We start from the raw sequence: 20684 nt of genomic DNA, 5'->3' as shown, positions 1-20684 counted from the left end.
CTCTCCTCATTGGATCTCCCCCCATGCGCGCTATTGCCTACACCCATGCCGGCCTGCCGATCGACGACCCGCAGGCGCTGATCGACCTTGACCTGCCCGTACCGCAGCCGGGCCCACGCGACCTGCGGGTGGCGGTGCGCGCGGTGGCGGTGAACCCGGTCGACACCAAGGTGCGACGCGGCGCTGCCACCGACGGCCCGCGTGTGCTGGGGTGGGATGCGGTTGGTGTGGTCGATGCGGTCGGCAGCGAAGTGACCCTGTTCCGGCCCGGCGATGCGGTGTACTACGCTGGTGTGATCGATCGCCCGGGCAGCAATGCCGAATACCAGTTGGTGGACGAGCGCAGTGTTGGCCGCAAGCCGGCCAGCCTGGACGATGCCGCCGCGGCGGCGCTGCCGCTGACCGCGATCACCGCGTGGGAACTGTTGTTCGACCGCCTGCGCATCGGCGAGGGCGGCGGCGACGGTCAGACCTTGCTGGTGATCGGTGCAGCGGGCGGCGTGGGTTCGATCCTGGTGCAGTTGGCGCGCCGGCTGACCAAGCTGACGGTGATCGGCACCGCCTCGCGCCCGGAGACCCAGGACTGGGTGCAGGCGATGGGCGCGCACCATGTGATCGACCACACCCTGCCGCTGGCCGAGGGCCTGGCCCGGCTGGGCATCACCGAGGTGGACCACGTGGCCAGCCTGACCCACACCGACCAGCACTATGCGCAGCTCGTCGAGCTGCTGGCGCCGCAGGGGCAGCTGGGGCTGATCGATGATCCGGGCCAGATCGATGTGATGGCGCTGAAGCGCAAGGCGCTGTCGCTGCACTGGGAATCGATGTTCACCCGGCCGCTGTACCGCACGGCGGACATGCAGCGCCAGCATGACCTGCTGAACCGGGTCGCCGAACTGGTCGATGCCGGTGTGCTGCAGACCACGCTGGGTGAGCACTTCGGGCGCATCGACGCGGCCAACCTGCGGCGTGCGCACGCGCTGCTGGAAAGCCATCGGGCGAAGGGCAAGATCGTGTTGGAAGGCTGGTAAGGCCACGCCCTTCCTGTAGAGCCGAGCCCACGCTCGGCTGCTGTTGGCGCATGCCGTTCAGCCGAGCATAGGCTCGGCTCTACACACGTACCTTCCGACGTGTCGACCAAGGTCGACACCTGCCAACAGCGGCGAGAACCTCTCCTCAGGCCACTCCGTTGTCCACGTAGGCGGTGAAACCCGGCTGCTGCCGCAGGCGCTCGAACCAGGCGTCCACATGCGGCAGCACCGGCTTGTTGCCGGGGGTGCTGCGCCAGCGCTGCGCCGACAGACCGAGGACGATGTCGGCCAGGGTGAAGGTGCTTCCCGCCACGTAGGCGTTGCTGGCCGCCAGTTGCGCGTCCAGCGTGCCCATCAGCTGGTTCCAGTGCGCCAGGCTGGCCTCCGCGCGTGCGTCGTCCGCGAAATCGGGGTGCTGGCGCACGCGGGCCATGAACACGTGGCGCCAGGCACTGTTGAGGTCGGTGGCCTGCCAGTCCATCCACTGCTCGACCCTGGCGCGGTCATGCGCCACGGTGGGTAGCAGGTCATCGCGGCCCTGGCGTGCGGCCAGGTAGCGGCAGATGCTGTTGGACTCCCACAGCACGAAGTCGCCGTCGCGCAGCACCGGCACCTGCCGGTTCGGGTTGAGCGTGACCAACAGGTCCGGCGCGGGTGCCGGGTCATGCGTGAACGCGAGATCGAGTTCGGCGCACAGCCACAGCACCTTGCGTACGTTGATCGAGGTGGGCTTTCCGTACAGAACAATCATGGGCTCGTTTCAGCAGCTGAGACTCGGCCAGCCTACACTTGCCACATGCAAACCGAATTCCTCCTCGTCGCCGGCCTGCTGCTGGTCGTGCTCGTCCTGCAACTGGTGGCGCTGCTGCGCCGCCCGCCCCACGACCGCCTGGAACAGGCCGTGCGTGATGAAGCGCGCGTCGGCCGCAGCGAGCTGCGCGAGCAGCTCGATGGGTTCGCGCGCGCGCTGACCGATCTGTCCACCCGCACCGATCAGCGTCTGGATCTGCTGCGTGAAGCGCTGGGCGAAGATGCGCGCAAGGCCCGCGCCGAGGCGGCCGACAGTCAGCAACGCAGTGCCGTCTCGCTGGGCGAACGCCTGCAGGAACTGCGTGTGCAGCTGGATGTGTTCGGCCAGCAGCAGGAGGCGCGCATCCATGCGTTCGGAAAGCAGCTGCAGGAACTGACAGCCCGTACCGATACCCAGTTCGGTGCGCTGCGGCAGGCCCTGGTTGAGGATGCCCGCAAGGGCCGCGAAGAAGGCGCGCAGTCGCAGCAGCGCCTGACCGAGAGCCTGGGCCTGCGCCTGCAGGAGCTGACCCAGCGCAACGAACAGCGCATCTCGGAAATGCGCACCACCCTGGAAGAACAGCTGCGCGCGCTGCAGGCCGACAACGCGCAGAAGCTCGAGCAGATGCGCCACACCGTGGACGAGAAGCTGCAGTCCACGCTGGAAACGCGGCTGGGCAATTCGTTCAAGCTGGTGTCCGAACGCCTGGAACAGGTGCAGCGCGGGCTGGGTGAAATGCAGCAGCTGGCGACCGGCGTGGGCGACCTGAAGCGGGTACTGACCAACGTCAAGAACCGCGGCAGCTGGGGGGAAGTGCAGCTGGAGAACATCCTCGAGCAGACCCTCACCCAGGAACAGTACGCGCGCGGGGTGAAGGTGCGTCCTGACGGCAACGAGATGGTCGACATCGCCGTGCGCCTGCCGGGCCGTCGCGACGACGACACGCCGGTCTGGCTGCCAATCGATTCCAAGTTCCCGCGCGAAGACTATGAGCGCCTGCTCGATGCGCAGGAACAGGGTGATGCCGAGGGCGTGCGCCTGCAGGGCATCCAGCTGGAACGCGCGATCCGCGTGCAGGCCAAGTCGATCAGCGAAAAGTACATCGTGCCGCCGCACACCACCGATTTCGCGGTGATGTTCGTGCCCACCGAAGGGCTGTATGCCGAGGTGATCCGGCGTCCGGGCCTGGTCGACCTGCTGCAGCGCGAGCACCGCGTGGTGGTGGCTGGCCCGACCACCGTCACCGCGTTGCTCAACAGCCTGCAGATGGGCTTCCGTACCTTGGCGATCGAGCAGCGATCGAGCGAAGTGTGGGGGCTGCTGGGCGCAGTGAAGAGCGAGTTCGGCAAGTTCGCCGGCATCCTCGAGAAGGCCGAGAAGCAGATCACCACCGTGGGCCGCAGCATCGGCGAGGCCAGCCGCAAGACCCGCACCATCGAACGCCGACTGCGTGGTGTGGAATCACTCGCGACCGAACAGGCGCAGGGCCTGCTGGGCGATCTGAGCGAAGCACCCAGCGACGAAGAGGCGGCAGAAGGCGAGGGTGAGGACGCCTGACGCCGGCTGACACGCCATCTGCATCGTCGGATGCGTATGCTGGCGCCGTCCACACCGATCAGGTACTGCCATGCGCCTCCGATTCCTTGCCAGCCTTGCGCTGAGCGCGCTGCTTGCCGCCTGCAGCAGCACCCCACCGGCCAGTGAAGATGCCGGCGCGGCAGCTACGGCGACCGACAGCCCTGAAGCCACTGCAGCCCTGCAAGAAGCACGCGATGTGGACTGCCGCGCGGCGGGCGGCACCCTGCAGCCGTTGGGCCGCCTGCAACGCGTGCAGTGCGTGATTCCCTATGCCGACGCGGGCAAGTCCTGCAGCAGCAAGAGCGACTGCAGTGGCCAGTGCCTGGCGACGGGCGAGGTCGCTGCCGGTGCGGTGGCGACCGGCACCTGCCAGCGTGACGCCAGCCAGAACTTCGGTTGCCGCCAACGCGTCGACGATGGCAAGGCACAAGGCACCATCTGCGTTGATTGAGGATGTCCTGTAGAGCCGAGCCCATGCTCGGCTACCGTGGCATCAGCCGAGCATGGGCTCGGCTCTACAACAGCGCGTGCGGCGGTATGCTGGTGGGCCTTTCCCAGCTGTAGCCGGAGCCCCCGCGTGAGTACCTCGATCCAGGATGTTTCCCTCACCACCATCGACGGCCAGCCGTCCTCGCTTGCCGACTACCAAGGCAAGGTACTGCTGCTGGTCAACGTGGCGTCCAAGTGCGGCCTGACCCCGCAGTACGAAGGCCTGCAGGCGCTTTACGCGGAGAAGCACGCGCAGGGCCTGGAAGTGCTGGGCTTCCCGGCCAACAACTTCCTCGGCCAGGAGCCGGGCAGCGAGGCGGAGATCCAGCAGTTCTGCCAGCTGACCTACGACGTGAGCTTCCCGATGTTCGCCAAGATCAGCGTGGCCGGTGAAGACACCCACCCGCTGTACCAGCAGCTGACCGCCGCGCAGCCGCAGGCCATCGGCGAAGGCCCGCTGCGCGAGCGCCTGGCCAGCAAGGAGATTCCGATCCACCCGGCACCGGCGGTGCTGTGGAATTTCGAGAAGTTCCTGGTCGGCCGCGATGGCAAGGTCATCGCCCGCTTCGCCCCGGACGTTGCCGCCGATGATGCGCGCCTGCGCGAAGCGGTCGAGGCGGCGCTGGCGGCCTGAAGACGACGTGCCAACCAAGGTTGGCACCTACCGGAAGGTCGGTGGACGGCGGTAAAACAAAAAACCCCGCCGAAGCGGGGTTTTTTCATGTGTTGCCGGCAGCGGTCAGTTGGTCCACTGCGGCATCGGCATTGCATCGACCGGGATCGGCGAATTCGCATCGTCGCTGCCACGCTCGCGCTTGCCGCGCAGATCGTTCTCGATCTGGTAGTTGCGGCGCTGCATCCAGGCATCGCGGACCAGGGCGTATTCGTCCACCGCGGTATCGCGCAGGTCGTCGATCGCCAGCAGCTGTGCACGCGTATCGACCAGCTGCAGGCCCTGCAGGCCGATGCGGTACTTGTCGCTTTCGATGCGACGGATCGGCGACAACGGGATGTCACCGGCCAGGCCGAACACATCACGCACGGTACGCGGGCCGAAGAACGGCAGTTCCACGTAACGCGAACGACGCCAGCCCCAGGCACCCAGGGTCTGCCCGAAGTCCTCGTTGCGACGCGGCACCATCGCCTTGCTGGCCGGGTCGAACAGGCCACCAATGCCCAGCGTGCTGTTCATCAGGAACCGGCCCAGGCTGTCCCACGCATCGGCCGGTCGGCCCTGCAGCAGCTGGTTGGTGATGGTCAGCGGCGCACGCAGGTTGCTGAAGAAGTTGCTTACGCCGGTACGTGCAAAGCGCGGCACCACGTGGGTATAGGCGGTCGCCAACGGGCGGGCGATACCGCGGTCGACGGCGTTGTTGAACCCGTGCACCTTGCGGTTGAACGGTTCCCACGGGTCGTAGGCGGCAGCGCTGCGGCTGTTGTCACTGGTGCCGTACAGCGCATCGAAGTCGTTGTCGCCGCCCGGAGCGGTCGCCGCCGCGTCGGTGGCTGCATCGGTTGTCGGGGCACGGCTGCCGGTGTCCACCGCCGCCGCAGCGGGCGGCGTGTCGGCCTGGGTCGGCTGGCTGGCCGGCTCGGTGTCAGCAGCAGTGGCTGCGGCAGGTGCTGCAGCAGTCGACGGAACCACGGTATCGGCCACCGGCGCGTCGCTGCGTGCCGGCTTGCCGGCACAGGCGCTGAGCGCAGCGGCCAGGAGGATCAGAGGGAAAACGCGCACGACGTTCATGTCAGCTCGCAGCAGAAGTAGCGTTGAAGTCCAGGTCGGGCGACAGCCGGTAGGCCGCGCTCAGTTCGTTGTAGCCAGCTGGGGCGCCGGAGATCGTCAGCGGATGACCGCCCTGGCGCGCGCGTGCGGCCAGCTCGGCCAGCAACGCCAGGCCGGCGCTGTCCACGCGCTCGACCTCCGCCAGTTCCAGCCGCGACAGCTGCGCCGGCAGGGCCTGCAGCTGCGGCCACAGTGCGATCACCGCTGCACGGTCGAGCGCCCCGCGCAGGCGCAGGGTGTCACCTTCCAGCAGCGCCAGCGCCTTATTTGCCATTGCCGGCCGGTCCGGCCTGCATGCTGCCGCTGCGCAGATCGTTGGCCACCTGCTTGATGCCCTTCTGTCGCAGCGGGGCATCGAACTGGTTGCGGAAGGTCTGCACGTAGGAGATGCCTTCGATGTTCACGTCGAAGATCTTCCACTGGCCGTTGACGTTGCGCATCCAGTATTCAACCGGCGTCGGCTCGTTGGCGGCGCGCACCAGTTCGGTGGCCACGCGCACGCCACGGTTGCCCGGCAGCGGGCTCTCGCCCTTCAGACGGAAGCTCGGCTTGCCCTGGATGTTGAGCAGGGTCGAGCCATAACGCTGCATCAGGCTGTCGGCCATCGCATCGGCGAACAGCTTGATGTCGGCGTCCGAAGCGCCGCGGGCGTGCGTGCCCAGCACCAGGCGCGCAGCGTAATCGCGGTCGAAGGTGCGGGTCAGTTCGCTGTCGATGTAGCTGCGCAGGCTGGCCGGGTTGCTGGTGAACTCCGCGCGGCGCTGCTGCAGGGTCGACATGATGCGGCTGCTGGCGTCGATCACCACCTTGCCGGCCTGGCCCTGGGGGGCGGCGGTAGCGGCGGGGGCGGCCTGCGCCTGGGCCAGGAACGGGGTGGCCAGCAGCAGCGACGAGGCGAGCAGGGCCGGGATCAGTTTCATCTTCATGGTTGCGGTTCCGTTGCAGGCGACTGCTCGCCATCGTTGGGTTTCTGGCCAGCGCCACCGGCACTGCCACTGAACATGTACTTGCCGACCAGCTGCAGCAGGTCCACGGCCGGCTGGGTGAACACGATTTCCTCACCGGGCTTGAGCACGTCCGGATCACCGCCGGGCTGCAGACCGATATAGCTCTCGCCAAGCAAACCGCTGGTGAAGATGCCGGCGGAGGTGTCGGCCGGCAGGTCCTTGACCTTGCTGTCCATGCGCAGGGTCACGATCGATTCGAACTTCACCGGGTCCAGTTCGATGGAAGCGACCTGGCCGACGGTGACGCCGCCGATCTTCACCGGCGCCTGCTTGCGCAGCTGGCCGACCTGGGAGAAGCGGGCCTTGAGTTCATAGCCTTCGCCACCCCAGCTCCAGCGCTGGTTGGTCGAGGCGACGGCCAGCACCATCAGCGAGGCCAGGGCCAGCAGCAGGAAAGCGCCGACGGAGAATTCGAGTCTGGGACCGCGGATGGCCATGTGGATTACCTGATCAGTCGTGGTGGCCGCGCGCCGATGCGCACCGCCGATGGAGGGGTTAGGTGAACAACATTGCCGACAGCACGAAGTTGAACATCAGCACCAGCAGCGAGGCGTTGACCACCGCACGGGTGGTGGCGACGGAGGTGCCTTCGATGGTCGGTTCGGCGTGGAAACCGACATAGGCGGCAACCAGTGCGGCGGTGCCACCGAAGATCGCCGATTTCAGCATCGCCACGCCGAAGTCGTCCCAGAAGTCCACGCTGTTGCGCAGCGCCGACCAGAACACGCCGTTGTCCAGGCCCAGTACGTGCACTGCTTCGAAATAGCTGGCGCTGATCGCCAGCGAACAGAAGATGCCGGTCAGCAGCGGCACGGTCAGTACCGCCGCCCAGAAGCGCGGCGCCACGGCCTTGGCCACCGGGTCGATGGCCATCAGCTCCAGCGCCTTGATCTGGTCGGTGGCGCGCATCAGGCCCAGCTCGGCGGCGATCGAGCTGCCGGCGCGGCCGATGAACAACAGCGCGGTCAGCACCGGTGCCAGCTCGCGGTACAGCGACAGGCCGAGCAGGGTGGACAGCGCGTCGGCCGCACCGAAGGTGGTCAGCGTGCGGTAGCCCTGCAGGGTCAGCACCAGGCCGACGAAGGCGCCGCCCACGGCGATGATCGGCAGCGAGCGCGCGCCGATCTTGTAGATCTCGCGGGTCAGCTCGGCCAGGAAATCACGGGTCGGCAGCGAACCGCGCAGCACGGTCAGCGAGAACAGACCGGCACGGCCCAGCGAACGGGTGGCTTGCACGAACGGCATCAGGCAACCCTCGCGCGCGGTGCGGCATCAAACGGGATGGGACCGTCGGGCTGGCCGTGCAGGAACTGCCGCAGCAGCGGGTCCTGGCTGGACTGCAGCGCTTCGGGCGTGCCCTGGAACACGATGCCGCCGTTGGCGATCGCGATCACCTGGTCGCAGATCGGCAGGGTCTCGTGCACGTGGTGGCTGACGATGATGCTGGTCAGGCCCAGGCTGTGGTTGAGGCGCTGGATCAGGCTCATGATCACACCCGAGGCGATCGGGTCCAGCCCGGTCAGCGGCTCGTCGTAGATCATCAGCGGCGGGTCCAGGGCCAATGCGCGGGCCAGTGCCACGCGGCGGGCCATGCCTCCGGACAGTTCACGCGGCCAGGCATCGGCCGCAGCCAGCAGGCCCACCGAATGCAGCTTCATCTGCACCAGCCGGCGCAGCACCGGTGCCGGCAGGCGGGTGTGGGTGCGCAACGGCAGGGCGACGTTTTCGGCCACGGTCAGGTCGGTCAGCAGGCCATTGCCCTGCAGCAGTACGCCAACGCTCCTGCGCATCTCCAGCAGTTCGGCGGTGCGCTGCGGGATCGGCTTGCCGAACAGGGTGATGTCGCCTGCAACCGGACGCAGTTCGCCGGTCAGCGCCGCCAGCAGGGTGGACTTGCCGCTGCCGGACGGACCCAGCACGGCAGTGATGCTGCCTTTGGGCACCTGCAGCGAAACGTCGCGCAGGATCGTGCGCCCGCTCCGGTCGATGCGGACGTTGGACAACTGCACCAGACTGGAGGTGGAAGCCGACATGGGCACCCTTAACGTTTTTTCGACATTGAAGCATCGGGTCAGACTGCTGAACATAAGCAGACTGGACGGTCCAGTATTGTTGCACGGCCGGACCGTCGCCAGACCGGGACAATTCCTGAAACGACCGGAACAATCCGTCGCGATCACCGTATTCCGCCATTGAATACGGCCGGGTGTGCTGCACACTGTGCACGATGAGTGACCCGGGCAGCGATTTTCGTCTCTACCATTCCAATTCGCTGGACGTGCTGGCTGCCCTGCTGGCGCGCAATGTGCGTGTGCCGGTGCCGGGACAGCCGCTGCTGGCCCCGGAGGTGGTGCTGATCCCGCAGGTGGCGATGCGGCGCTGGCTGCAGGCGACCCTGGCTGCCGAGTATGGCGTGGCCGCCAACCTGGAATTCCTCACCCCCGGTGAGTTCGTTGCCCGTGCATTGAACGCCAATGTCGATGGCGAAGCCGACGACCTGGACGCGGCCGCCCTGCATTGGCGCCTGTACCAGGCCCTGCGCGACCCGGACCTGCTGGCGCAGCCCCCCATGCGTGCGCTGCAGTCCTATCTTGCCGGTGGCGACGCGCTGAAACCCTGGGCCCTGGCCGGCGAACTGGCCTCGGTGTTCGAGAAGTACCAGGCCTGGCGCCGCGACTGGCTGCTGCGCTGGGAGGCCGGCGCCGATGCGGCCGACCCGCAGGCCATCCTCTGGCGCAGCATCGCCGCTGGTCATGGTTACCGCGCGCGCCGCATCCAGGCCTACCTGGACCGCTTCGAGGGCGCCGCCCAGCCGCTGCCGAAGGGCCTGCCACCGCGGATGTCGGCGTTTGCCACCCTCAACATCTCGCCCGACGTACTGCGGGTGATGGCCACCCAGTCGCGGGCGGGCGAACTGCATTTCTATCTGCCCACGCCGGTGCAGTCCTACTGGGGCGACCTGCAGTCCCTGGCAGAGCGCCTGCGCAGCGGCGCGCCGGACCCGTTCGGCGAGGCCGCCGGCGAGAACCGCCTGCTGGAAGCGTGGGGTGCGGCCGGCCGCGATTTCATGGCGGTGCTGGGCAGCTACGAAGTGGTGCATCCGGCCGGCGAGATCGCCGCCTATTCCGACCCCGAGCAAGATGCGCGGCCGACCCTGGACCAGGGCGGGCTGTCCGACAGCCTGTTGCATCGCTTGCAGCGCGACCTGTTCCACCGTCGCGCATTGCCGTCGGGCGAACTGCGCGATGGCCTGCGCAGCGACGACCCGAGCCTGCAGGTGCATGCCTGCCACACCCGCCTGCGCGAGCTGCAGGTGCTGCACGACCAGCTGCGCAGCCTGCTGCAGGACCCGCGCTTCGACCCGCCGTTGCAGGCACGTGAGATCGCCGTGCTGGCGCCGGACATCGATCCGTATGTGCCCTATCTGGAAGCGGTGTTCGGTGGGCGTGGCGGCGACGACGAGCACATTCCCTATGCGTTGGCCGACAGCAGTCCACTGGCCGGCGAGCCGCTGGCTGATGTGTTCGTGCACCTGCTGGGCCTGCCGATTTCGCGCTTCGGCCTGAACGAGGTGCTGGACCTGCTGGCCAGTGCGCCGCTGGCCGAGGCCGCCGGTCTGGAAGCGGTCGACTTCGATCGGCTGCATGGCTGGCTGCAGCAGGCCGGCGCACGCTGGGGCCTGGATGCCGACCATCGCGGCCAGCTGCAGGCCCCCAGCGATGACGCCTACACCTGGCAGTTCGCGCTGGATCGGCTGCTGCTGGGCCACGCCACCGGCAGCGAGGTGGACCTGGCCGGGGTGGCGCCGTGGATCGAGCTGGAAGGCGGGGCGCTGGATGCGCTGGACCGGCTGCTGCGCCTGCTGCGCGTGCTGGCCGTCTACCAGCGCCGGCTCGGCGAGCTGTTGACCCCGGCACAGTGGCGGCAACGCCTGCTGTCGCTGCTCGATGCGCTGCTGCCGACGCCGCCCAGCTCTCCCAACAGCCAGCGTGCGCTGGAGCGCCTGCGCAAGCTGCTCAACCAGTTCGCCGAGGATGCGTACAAGGCCGGGTTCGCTGACGGCGTGCCGCCGGAGGTGGTGCGTGCGCACTTCGCCGGTGCCCTGGCCGAGGCCGATACACGGGCGCCACTGCTGACCGGTGGTATCAGCTTCGGCCGCATGGTGCCGATGCGCCTGCTGCCGTTCCGGGTGATCTGCGTGCTCGGCCTCAACGATGGTGATTTCCCGCGTCGTGACCCGGCCGCCGGCCTCAACCAGCTCACCGCCGAACTGGATACGCCGCGCCGCCGCCCGGGCGACCGCTCCACCCGCGAAGATGATCGTTTCCTGTTCCTGCAGCTGTTCGCTGCCGCCCAGGACGTGTTCTACCTCAGCTATCTCGGCGCAGACCCGCGCGATGGCAGCGTGCGGGAGCCGTCGGTGCTGGTCAGCGAACTGATCGATGCCGCCGCGGCCTATCACCTTGATCCGCCGACCGCCACGCGGGACTTCACCGTGCGCCATGCGCTGCAGCCGTTCTCGCCGGCCGCCTTCGGTGACGGCGACCCGCGCCGCTTCAGCTACCGCCGGCAGTGGCATCCGGCCGCCGGGCGACTGGGCGGGCAGCGCGGCAGCCTGCTGCCGTGGTTCGACACCGCACTGCCGCCACCGGCGGAGGACGCGGTGGAAGAAGAGATCTCGCTGGACAGCCTGCGTCGTTTCCTGTGCGATCCGGCCGGCCAGTTCCTCGCGCAGTCGCTGGGCCTGCGCCTGGCTGACGACGTCGAGGACGTCGACGACCTGGAGCCGCTGGTGCTGTCTTCGCGCGGGCCGGAGAAGCGCAGCGTGCAGCTGGCCGTGGTGCAGGCCACCCTGACCGGCGACAGCGAGCCGCTGTACCCGCGGCTGCGCGCACGCGGGCTGCTGCCGTCGGGCATCCTCGGCGAGCGCCAGTTCGAAGTGGAGCAGCTCAAGACCCGCCCGTACGCCACGGCCATGCTGGGCTGGTTGCAGGGCATGCCGCTGGAGAGCCGCCGCTATGAAGTGGAGATCGACGGTGTGCGCCTGCATGGCCGGGTCGGTGATCGCCATCCCGAGGGCCTGGTGCGATTGCGCGCTGGCGCGCTGAACGGCAACGCGGTGATCCGCCAAGGGCTGGATTGGCTGTTGGCCAACGCCGCCGGCGATGCCTTGCCGCTGGTGCAGTTCCACGATGGTGGTGATGCCGGCCCCGGTCCGCATGTGTTGCCTGCGCTGACCGTGCCTGCAGCCCGCGCGGCATTGCGCGCGCTGCTGCAGCTGCGCCAGCGCGGCCTGCGCGAGCCGCTTCGCTTCGCGCCTTACACCGGCTGGGTGCTGTTCAACGCGCCGGTGGAAAAGCAGCGCAGCGAAGGCTGGAAGCAATGGCATGGCAGCGACCGCAGCTGGGGTGAAGCCAACAGTGATGCGTGGCAGCTGCTGCTGCGTGGCGCCGATCCATTTGCCGACGACGCCAGTTATGCCGACCTGCTGCGCAACAGCCAGGTGGTCTTCAGCGCCGTGCGCGAAGGCCGCAGCTTCGGCACTGATCCACAGGCAGGCCACGCATGAGCCGCGTTGCCGAGGACCCTTCCATCGATACACGTTTGCCCGACCCTTACCTGGCGTTGCCGCTGCACGGCACGCGACTGATCGAAGCCAGTGCCGGCACCGGCAAGACCTTCACCCTGGCGACACTGTTCACCCGTCTGGTGGTCGAGCAGGGCCTGCGTATCGGCCAGATCCTGGCGGTGACCTTCACCGATGCGGCGACCCAGGAGCTGCGCAAGCGCATCCGCGAGCGCCTGGCTCTGGCCGCACGCCTGGTCGATCTGCCGCCCGGCGATGATGAAACGCCCGACGCAGTGCTGACCCGGCAGGTGCTGCAACGCCATCTGCAGGACGGCACGGAAAGCGCCAAGGCGTTGAAGCGGCGCCTGCAGGTGGCTGCCGATGAAATCGACCTGGCGGCGATCTTCACCATCCACGGCTTCTGCACCCGCGTGCTGCGCGAACATGCGCTGGAGAGCGGGCATACCTTCGACCCGCCGGAACTGCTGGCCAGCGATCGCGAGCTGCTGGAAGAACTGGCTGCCGATCTCTGGCGCGTGCATGCCAACGACCCGGCCACGCTGGAACCGTTGACCTGGCTGTGGTCCACCCCGGATGCGCTGGCGGCTGACCTGCGCGCGCTGCTGGCTTCGCCACCGCTGCATCCGCGGCCGCAGCCGCTGGCGGTGGACGACCCGCGCCCGGCCCTGGAAGCGGCCGCGGTGGAACTGGCTGCTGCCGTGCGCGAGCACGGTGAGCGCTTCTTCCTGGACCTGTGCGAAGCGGTCGACAACAAGTGGATCAACGGCGTCTCCTACAAGCTGGGTTGGCTGCACCCGCTGGGCCGCCAGCTGTTGGGCTGGGCCGAGCGCGGCGACGCCGCCGAACTGCTGTCCAGTGACCGCCTGCCGGCGCTGCTGCCCGATGCACTGGTAGCCAAGACCAACAAGAAGTTCACCGAGCGCACACCGTCTTCGCCGCTGCAGGCCCCGTTGGCGCGCTATGTCGCATTGCTCGCCGAGCGTGAGCAGTGGCTGCGGGCCAGTGCACTGAACTTCCTCCATGCGCTGCGCGAGGATGCCAGCCAGCGCCTGGCGGCCCTGAAGCGCCTGCGCCGCGTGCAGACCTACGACGATCTGATCGACGGCGTCGCCCGCGCACTTGAAGGCCCGCAGCGGCTGACCCTGGTGAAGCAGCTGCGTGCGCAGTACCGCATCGCCCTGGTCGATGAATTCCAGGATACCGACGACCGCCAGTGGGGCATCTTCCATACCGTGTTCGGCGCCTCGCCGGAGGTGGACGAACTGGGGCTGCAGCCGGCGCTGTTCCTGATCGGTGACCCCAAGCAGGCCATTTATGGCTTCCGCGGCGGCGACATCCATACCTATCTGAAAGCCAAGCAGGTGGCCGAGCAGGCACCGGCGCTGGACCAGAACTTCCGCTCGCGCCCATCCGTGCTGCGCGCGCTGCAGGCGCTGTACGACAACGCTGGCGAAGACGCCTTCCTTGAACGCGACATCCAGTTCGAGCCGGTGCGTCCGGGCGGCGTGCGTGCCGATGAGGATTACCTGCGTGATGGCCGGGCCGCACCTGCACTCACCCTGCGCCTGCTGCGCAGCGAGGGCGAAAAGGCCTTCAGCGCCGATGCCTCGCGCGACGCGACGACCCAGGCCTGCGTAGCCGCGATCCACCAGATCCTGCTGGAAGCGCGTGCCGGCACCGCGCTGCTGCGCGGGCGTCCGCTGCAGCCTGGCGATATCGCCGTGCTGGTGCGTTCGCATCGCGAAGCCACGCTGGTGCAGCGCGCGCTGGCTGCGGTCGGCATTCCCGCAGTGGCGGCCGGCAAGCAGAGCCTGTTTGCCACCAGCGAGGCCCGTGACCTGCGTGCGCTGCTGCTGGCCCTGCTGCAACCGGCCGACGAAGGGCGCCTGCGCACCGCATTGGCAACCGTGCTGCTGGGGCAGCGCGCAAGCGCGATTGCCAGCATGGAGCGGGAAGGGGACCTGCAACGCGGGTTCCAGTCGCAGCTGCTGCACTGGCGTGAACGCTGGCAGCGAGGCGGTCCGTTCGCGGTGGTTGCCGATGTCTGCGCGGCGCAGGGCGAGCGCCTGCTGGCGCTGATCGATGGCGAGCGGCGCCTGACCAACTACCTGCAGCTGGGCGAGCTGCTGCAGGAAGCCTCGGCGCAGGCACTGGGCATGCACGGCCTGCTGGACTGGCTGCAGGGACAGATGGCCAACGCCGACCAGGACGATGAGCAGCAGCTGCTGCGCTTGGAGTCCGACGCGCGGCGGGTGCAGATCATCACCCTGCACAAGAGCAAGGGCCTGGAATACCCGCTCGTGTTCCTGCCGTTCGTGGGGATCGATGGTGGCGCGCCGAACACTGCCACCCACTGCACCGTGCACCTGCAGGGCGAGCGCCAGCTGCACTGGAAGCTGGACAAGGACGACGCCTGGGAAGCGGCCAGCAGCCAGCGCGAGCGCGAACAGCGGGCAGAAGACGCGCGCCTGCTGTACGTCGGCCTGACCCGCGCCGAGCATGCGCTATGGATCGCCACCGGCGATCTGGCTGGCCACGCGAAAACCCGCCTGGCCCCGTTGCTGGGCGATCTGCAGGCGCTGCGCGCGCACGCGGACGCGGAGCTGGATGACAGCGCGTTGCCGGGCCGCCTGCCGCAGCTGCTGGCCGAAACCGAAGGCGAGCTGCCCGCAGTGCGTGCGTTGACCCGGCGTGTGCCCCATGACTGGTGGGTCTACAGCTTCACCCAGCTGGCGCATGCCGACGCGGGCAACAGCGACGATATCGAAGCGGCGGCCACCGAACTGCCGGCACCGGCCGCCGACGAACCCGCCGGTGCCGAGCTGCCGCTGGAACCGGCATTGCCGGAAGCCGCTGCAGAAGACATGGCGCCGCCGGATCCACGCTTCATGGGCAGCCGTTTCGGCAACGTCCTGCACGATGCACTGGAGAACGTCGACTTCGGACTGTGGACCGGCTGGCAGCCTGAGCAACCGGCACCGGAGGGACAGGCCGACGTACTGCGCCGCTCGCTGCACGACGAAGGCTATGCCGACGAAGATCTGGACGACGGCGTGGCGGTGCTGGTGCCGCTGGTGGGCCATACCCTCACCGTGCCGCTGCCCGAAGGTGGTGCGCTGTGCAGCGTGCCCGAGCACGAGCGCCGCGCCGAGATCGAGTTCCACTTCGCCATCGAACCGACCGCAGTACCGGTGCTGCTGCAGCTGCTGCATGACCACGGCATCGCCAGCGCGCGGCGTGGCTTCGGCCTGCGCAGAAGGCTGGAAGGCCTGATGACCGGCAAGATCGATCTGACCTACGTGCGTGATGGCTGCTGGTATGTGCTGGACTACAAATCCAACCGTTTGCCGGGCTACAGCCCGGACCTGCTGGAGATTGCCATGCGCCACAGCGAGTACGACCTGCAGGCGCTGATCTACACCGTCGCACTGCATCGCTGGCTGCGGTTCCGCCTGGGCGCGGCGTACGACTACGCGCGTGACATGGGCGGGATCCGATACCTGTTCTGCCGGGGCCTGGACGTTGCCGGCAACGGCGTGCACGTGCAGCGCTTCGCACCGGAACTGGTGGATGCGCTGGATGCCTTGTTTGCCGGCGGCGAAGCGGCCCAGGCCGATATGGCGGCGCGCGCGCGCGGAGAAACCGCATGAGCCTGCTGCGCGACCTGCATCGCGGTGGCCAGCTGCGCACCTTGGACCACGCCCTGGCCACCAGCCTCAAGCGCCTGCGCGAGGACACCCCGGACAACGTGGCGCTGGCGGCCGCACTGGCCTCGCTGGCCGTAGCGCAGGGGCACGCAGGCTTCGATCCACGCCAGCCACAGCGCCTGATCGACGGCGTGCCAGCATGGCCAGAGCCTGCGCAGTGGCTGGCGCAGCTGCAGGCCTCGCCCTGGGTAGCGACGCCGCAGGACGCCAGCGCCGCCGCAGAGGAAGCACCGCTGGTGCTGGAGAACGGCCTGCTGTACCTGCGCCGTTACCGCGAGTACGAGCGGCAGCTGGCGGTCGGCCTGCAGCGCATCGGCCGCCATCCGCTGCCTGCACCGGACATGGCTGCCGTGGCGCCGTTGTTCGCGCGCCTGTTCCCGCAGGCCGCCACCAGCGAAGACCAGCAGGCACGCGCCGCCGGCGTGACCCTGCGCCACCCGTTGGCCCTGGTCACTGGTGGCCCCGGTACCGGCAAGACCACCACCATCGCTCGCCTGCTGCTGCTGTTGGCCGCACAGGCGCTGCACCAGGGCCTGCCCGTACCCAAGGTAGCGCTGGCTGCGCCCACCGGCCGCGCTGCCGAGCGCATGGCCGAAAGCCTGCGCTTGGCCGTACAGCGGCTGCAGGAGCAGGGGCTGGACCCGGCGCTGTGCACCGCGCTGCCCAGCACCGGCACCACCCTGCATCGCCTGCTCGGAGTGATTCCCGATTCACCGCGCTTCCGCCATCACGCCGACAACCCGTTGTCGGTGGATGTGGTGGTGGTCGACGAAGCCTCGATGATCGACCTGCCGTTGATGGCCAAGCTGGTCGACGCGATCGCCAGCGGCACCCGCCTGATCCTGCTCGGCGATCCCGACCAGTTGCCATCGGTGGAGGCAGGCGATGTGCTCAGTGCCATCCTGCGCGCCAGCGGCGATGGCATCGGCACCCGCGCCGACGACGCGCAGGCGCTGCATGGCCTGCTGGCACCGGCCACGCTGCAGCCGCAGGCAGCACCGCGTGCATTTGCTGGTCGCCGCGTGCAGTTGCAACGGGGCTACCGGCAGAGTGATGCGCTGGACCTGGCACCGCTGGCGCAGGCCGTGCGCGGCGGCGACAGTGGCACCGCCCTGCGCCTGCTGCGCAGCGGTGAACTGGCCGGCGTCCGCTTCCATGAAGGCGAAGCCGATCCGTTGCGCGGCCAGCGCGAGCATCTGCTTGATCATTGGCGCGCGCTGGCCGACGCGGTGGATCCGGCGCAGGCGCTGCAGCAGGCCGGTCGCCTGCGCGTGCTGACCGCACTGCGCGAAGGCCCGCAGGGCGCGCGTGGCCTCAACAGCCGCATCGAACAGCTGCTGGCCGGCAACACCCCGGGCTACTTCCAGGGCCGGCTGCTGCTGATCACCGAGAACAGCTACCGCCATCGCCTGTTCAACGGCGATATCGGCATCTGCCTGCGCGATGGCAGCGGCGCGATGGCGGCCTGGTTCCCCGGCGAGACCGCCGACCAGCCCCGCGCCTTCCACCCGGCAGCGTTGCCTGCACACGAGAGCGCCTTCGCCATGACCGTGCACAAGGCGCAGGGCTCGGAGTTCGACGAAGTGTGGCTGCAGCTGCCACGGCAGGACAGCCGCGTACTGTCGCGTGAGCTGGTCTACACCGGCCTGACCCGCGCCCGCCAGCGCCTGCAGGTGGCCGGCAGCGCCGAGGTACTGGAGGCGGCGTTGAAGCGGCATGCCAGTCGCCTCGGTGGATTGGCCTGGCGGCTGGGCGCGGAAGAAGTGCCCGAAGAACCAACACGCATCGAACAACCCACGGTGCAGGGCCAATTGTTCTGACCTCAGTCCTTCCAATTCCTCCAATCACAACGCGCACCTTCATCCACGCATGGCGTGGATCTACCGTGTCGACCAAGGTCGACACCCACCAACAGCAGGCCATGCCATTCCGACAGATCGCGGGAACCTATCGAAGGCGGGGTGGGTCCGGTTGCGGGGGCGTGAGCGCCATGGATGGCGCGACCGAGCCTCCATGGACGGATTCACGGCGTCCCCCGCAACCGGACCCACCCCGCCATCCCACGGATCGCCCGCTTTTGACGTTGACGTTGACGTTGATTCGGCAGGTGCAGGGCGCAGCCCTGCCGCCAAACCTACTCCGGCATCAACACCAGCCCATCCGGATACACGATCGCCGCTTCATCAGCACTCACATCGAAGAACCCCACGCCGTGCTTCTCGGCCAGGTCCTGCACCAGATCATGCGCGCGCTCGGCTACCGAATACGCGAATGCGCCATAGATCACATCGCGGCCGATGCTGTACTCGGTCACTTCGGCGCGATCGTCATCGTCGTTGCTCAGCGGGCCGTTCAGCGGCGGAAATTCCTGTGCCATCTCCGCAAACCACGCCTGCAACGCCGGGCTGCTGACCGCCGGGTCGTCGTACTCGTGGCGTTCGTTCCACTGCGTCTGCTTCTCGAACCAGGCGATGAACGCCGCCGCTTCACGCGGGGCGACGCTGGCCTCGAACACCATCATGTCGTAACTCATTGGAGCTTCCTGTTGTCTGGTGAAAAGCCGCCGGGCATGGCCCGGCGCTACCGGAGGATAAGGGCTGCGCCGGGGCATGCCCGGCGATTCCTATCAGGCGGACAGGGTAGCGCCGGGCCATGCCCGGCGGATCGCATCAGACGGACGGCGCTGCGGCGTCCGCCAGCCCCAGCGTCAACGCCTTGGCCTCCGGGAACAGCGCGAACCGCAGGCCGACCAGGCCCATCAGCGCCTCGTCGCGGGCCTTGCACGCCGCCACGCTGCCGACCCGCCCCAGGGACGTGTCCAGCCGCTCGCGCAGCGCCTCGGCAGCGGCGATCGGCTTGCGCGCGGCGATCTGCCGGCGGTAATGCGCGGCGATCTCTTCGAGGATGTGCTCGACCGCCTCGCGGCTTCGCTCCGGCAGCTCCAGCCGCGCGCGGCGCAATTGCAGGATGTTCAGACCGATGCGGGCTTCATTGAGCATGTCCACCGACGCGATGTCGCTGCCCTCCGGGGTCGCCGCCAGGCGCGGTGCCAGCAGGCCGAGCAGATCCAGCATGCGTGCGGCGAAGCGCTGGCGGTCCTGCTGGCCGCGGCCTTCGGCCGCCTCGGCCAGGGTGGTCCAGCCCTGCCGTACCAGCCGTCGCGCGGTCCATTCGGCACCGACCGAGCGGAACAACCGCGTCATCACCACGGCAAACCCAATGCCGATGAACATCGCGATCGACGAGTTGGCGAAAGTCTGGACGTTGGCACTGTAGGTGTTCTGCAGGCTCAGCAGCGCAGCCAGGTTGACCGTCAGCGGCAGCGCGAACAGCGCGCTCTTCGGGTGGTGCAGCAGCAGGCCCAACGGCAGGAACACCACCGCCAGCACCAGCGCCAGCAGCCCGAAGTCGTGCACGGCGGGGAACACGCCGAACAGGTATACGCCGGCCACCAGTGAGGCCACCATCGCCCACACCAGGAATGAGACCATGCTCGGCGCCGGGTCATCCTGTGCAGCAAAGAACGCGGCGGTCACCGCGGCCATCATCGCGCCGTTGCCACCGCCCTCCCAGCCCAGGCCGATCCATAGCACGCAGTAGCTCATCAGCGCCACGCCGGCACTGAGCGCGGAGAACAGCGCCATGCCGTAGTCGACGTGCTTGTCGGTGGCGGTGCGTTCGGTGCGGATGCGGTAGTGCGCGCGGTCCAGTGGCGCGGTGCCCTGGTCGATCGCGTGCTGCAGGGTGCGGCAGTCCTGCCACAGGTCCACCAGCTCTTCCAGGCGCAGCAACAGGCTGGCCAGCTGCAGGTGCTGCAGGTCGCGGTCCACCTGTGGCTTCAGCGCACTGATGCGTGCGCGCAGGCGCGCGTAGTCGCTGGCACTGGACGGCGTGTCGATCCAGTCGTGGATGTCATCGACCAGCGTCGGCAGGCCTTCCGGCAACGCCTGGGCATCGCTGCGCAACGCACTCAGGCGGTCTGCGATCGAGGACAGCACCGGCAACAGCAACAGCATGCGCTCGCGCAGGCGCTCCATCGACACCGCCGACCCGGCATGGCGTGGATCATCGCGGCGCAGGAACTCGATCAGCGCTTCGAACTGCACCAGATCGGCGGCCAACCGGTTGCGCGGCGCATGCGCACGGCCGCGCTCGAGGATCTGCCGGCACCACTGCGCCGCGTCCTCCATCCAGTTGCCGATGCGCGCGCCCAGCATCGGCCGCACCGAGGCCGGGAACAGCAGCGAAGCAAACAGCACCGCCACCACCGTGCCGAGGATGATCTCCTCGCTGCGTGCCACCACGGTGTCGAAGATGGTCTCCGGTGAGGTCACCGCCGGAAAGCCGATGAACGCGGTGGTGTAGCCGGCCAGCAGGAACGCGTAGCCGCGCGGGCCGCGGTTGAGCAGGGCCAGGAACAGGCAGCCGGCCAGCCAGATCGACATCGCCGCGCTCAGCACCAGGGGTGTTTCCACCAGCGCGGGCAGCATCAGCAGGGTGGCCAGGCCGGCGGCCAGGGTGCCGAGGATGCGGTACACGCCCTTGGCCCGGGTCGGGCCCAGCAGCGGCTGGCTGACGATGTACACCGTGCCCATCGCCCAGTACGGGCGCGACAGGTTGCCGGCCATGGCGATGTACAGCGCGACGATTGCTGCCAGGTAGGTCTTGATCGAGAACAGCCAGGCCTGGCGGTCGGTCAGCGCGTTCAT

Annotated in this window: 15 protein-coding genes and 1 pseudogene; 7 read left to right on the top strand and 9 right to left on the bottom strand. The window is 68.4% G+C overall.

All coding sequences use genetic code 11. From position 1 onward, the window contains the following. Positions 1-23 precede the first annotated feature (23 nt). The gene (locus tag GIW57_RS11785) at positions 24-1031 is read left to right on the top strand and encodes a zinc-binding alcohol dehydrogenase family protein (protein ID WP_236510965.1); all 1008 of its coding nucleotides are present in this window, start codon (positions 24-26) and stop codon (positions 1029-1031) included. 145 nt (positions 1032-1176) lie between these two features. Here the strand turns inward: GIW57_RS11785 and GIW57_RS11780 are convergent, their stop codons facing one another. Further along, complete coding sequence (locus GIW57_RS11780) at positions 1177-1782, bottom strand: glutathione S-transferase N-terminal domain-containing protein (protein WP_236510962.1); 606 nt, start codon at positions 1780-1782, stop codon at positions 1177-1179. Between the two features lie 45 nt (positions 1783-1827). Here GIW57_RS11780 and rmuC point away from each other — a divergent pair, with 45 nt between their 5' ends. The 3 genes from rmuC to GIW57_RS11765 all read left to right on the top strand — a co-directional run bounded on the left by rmuC (position 1828) and on the right by GIW57_RS11765 (position 4522). Beyond that, positions 1828-3378, top strand: coding sequence for a DNA recombination protein RmuC (gene rmuC / locus GIW57_RS11775; protein ID WP_099819403.1), 1551 nt, complete (start codon positions 1828-1830; stop codon positions 3376-3378). 70 nt (positions 3379-3448) lie between these two features. Continuing rightward, positions 3449-3850 carry a hypothetical protein gene (locus GIW57_RS11770; protein WP_236510960.1) on the top strand — a complete coding sequence of 134 codons (402 nt, stop codon included), beginning with the start codon at positions 3449-3451 and terminating at the stop codon, positions 3848-3850. A 126-nt stretch (positions 3851-3976) separates the two neighbouring features. Beyond that, positions 3977-4522: a glutathione peroxidase gene (locus GIW57_RS11765; RefSeq protein ID WP_099821635.1), complete on the top strand. Its 546-nt coding sequence runs from the start codon at positions 3977-3979 to the stop codon at positions 4520-4522. A 105-nt stretch (positions 4523-4627) separates the two neighbouring features. Here the strand turns inward: GIW57_RS11765 and GIW57_RS11760 are convergent, their stop codons facing one another. From GIW57_RS11760 to GIW57_RS11735, 6 genes and pseudogenes are all read right to left on the bottom strand, one after another. After that, entirely contained in the window at positions 4628-5632 is a 1005-nt protein-coding gene (locus GIW57_RS11760) for a VacJ family lipoprotein (protein WP_236510958.1), read from the bottom strand. 1 nt (position 5633) lies between these two features. Further along, a complete protein-coding gene (locus tag GIW57_RS11755; RefSeq protein ID WP_100461686.1) occupies positions 5634-5945 on the bottom strand; it encodes an STAS domain-containing protein in 312 nt (103 codons plus the stop codon). Further along, positions 5935-6597 (bottom strand): ABC transporter substrate-binding protein, encoded by a 663-nt coding sequence (locus GIW57_RS11750; protein WP_236510956.1) that lies wholly within the window; start codon positions 6595-6597, stop codon positions 5935-5937. Before GIW57_RS11750 ends, GIW57_RS11755 begins: the two co-directional genes overlap by 11 nt. A gap of 50 nt (positions 6598-6647) precedes the next feature. Further along, positions 6648-7115, bottom strand: a pseudogene (gene mlaD / locus GIW57_RS11745) (outer membrane lipid asymmetry maintenance protein MlaD); the annotation flags it as partial. Between the two features lie 58 nt (positions 7116-7173). Further along, positions 7174-7923: an MlaE family lipid ABC transporter permease subunit gene (locus GIW57_RS11740; RefSeq protein WP_005414955.1), complete on the bottom strand. Its 750-nt coding sequence runs from the start codon at positions 7921-7923 to the stop codon at positions 7174-7176. Continuing rightward, positions 7923-8711 carry an ATP-binding cassette domain-containing protein gene (locus GIW57_RS11735; protein WP_100461673.1) on the bottom strand — a complete coding sequence of 263 codons (789 nt, stop codon included), beginning with the start codon at positions 8709-8711 and terminating at the stop codon, positions 7923-7925. Before GIW57_RS11735 ends, GIW57_RS11740 begins: the two co-directional genes overlap by 1 nt. A gap of 194 nt (positions 8712-8905) precedes the next feature. Between GIW57_RS11735 and recC the strand changes: the two genes are divergently transcribed. Genes recC through recD form a run of 3 tightly spaced genes read left to right on the top strand, consistent with a single transcriptional unit; the run spans position 8906 to position 17795 of the window. Further along, complete coding sequence (gene recC, locus GIW57_RS11730; RefSeq protein WP_236510952.1) at positions 8906-12247, top strand: exodeoxyribonuclease V subunit gamma; 3342 nt, start codon at positions 8906-8908, stop codon at positions 12245-12247. Beyond that, the gene (recB, locus tag GIW57_RS11725) at positions 12244-15918 is read left to right on the top strand and encodes an exodeoxyribonuclease V subunit beta (RefSeq protein WP_236510949.1); all 3675 of its coding nucleotides are present in this window, start codon (positions 12244-12246) and stop codon (positions 15916-15918) included. Before recC ends, recB begins: the two co-directional genes overlap by 4 nt. After that, a complete protein-coding gene (gene recD, locus GIW57_RS11720; protein WP_236510946.1) occupies positions 15915-17795 on the top strand; it encodes an exodeoxyribonuclease V subunit alpha in 1881 nt (626 codons plus the stop codon). Before recB ends, recD begins: the two co-directional genes overlap by 4 nt. 314 nt (positions 17796-18109) lie before the next feature. Here recD and GIW57_RS11715 read toward each other — a convergent pair whose 3' ends face one another. Beyond that, a complete protein-coding gene (locus tag GIW57_RS11715; protein WP_236510943.1) occupies positions 18110-18508 on the bottom strand; it encodes a hypothetical protein in 399 nt (132 codons plus the stop codon). 136 nt (positions 18509-18644) lie between these two features. Then, positions 18645-20684, bottom strand: a complete 2040-nt coding sequence (locus GIW57_RS11710) for an FUSC family protein (RefSeq protein WP_236510941.1) — start codon at positions 20682-20684, stop codon at positions 18645-18647.

The sequence above is a fragment of the Stenotrophomonas sp. PA-6-5C genome (genome assembly GCF_021605635.1).
Classification (GTDB): Bacteria; Pseudomonadota; Gammaproteobacteria; order Xanthomonadales; family Xanthomonadaceae; genus Stenotrophomonas; species Stenotrophomonas lactitubi.
This window is presented reverse-complemented; position numbering and strand designations above follow the sequence as displayed.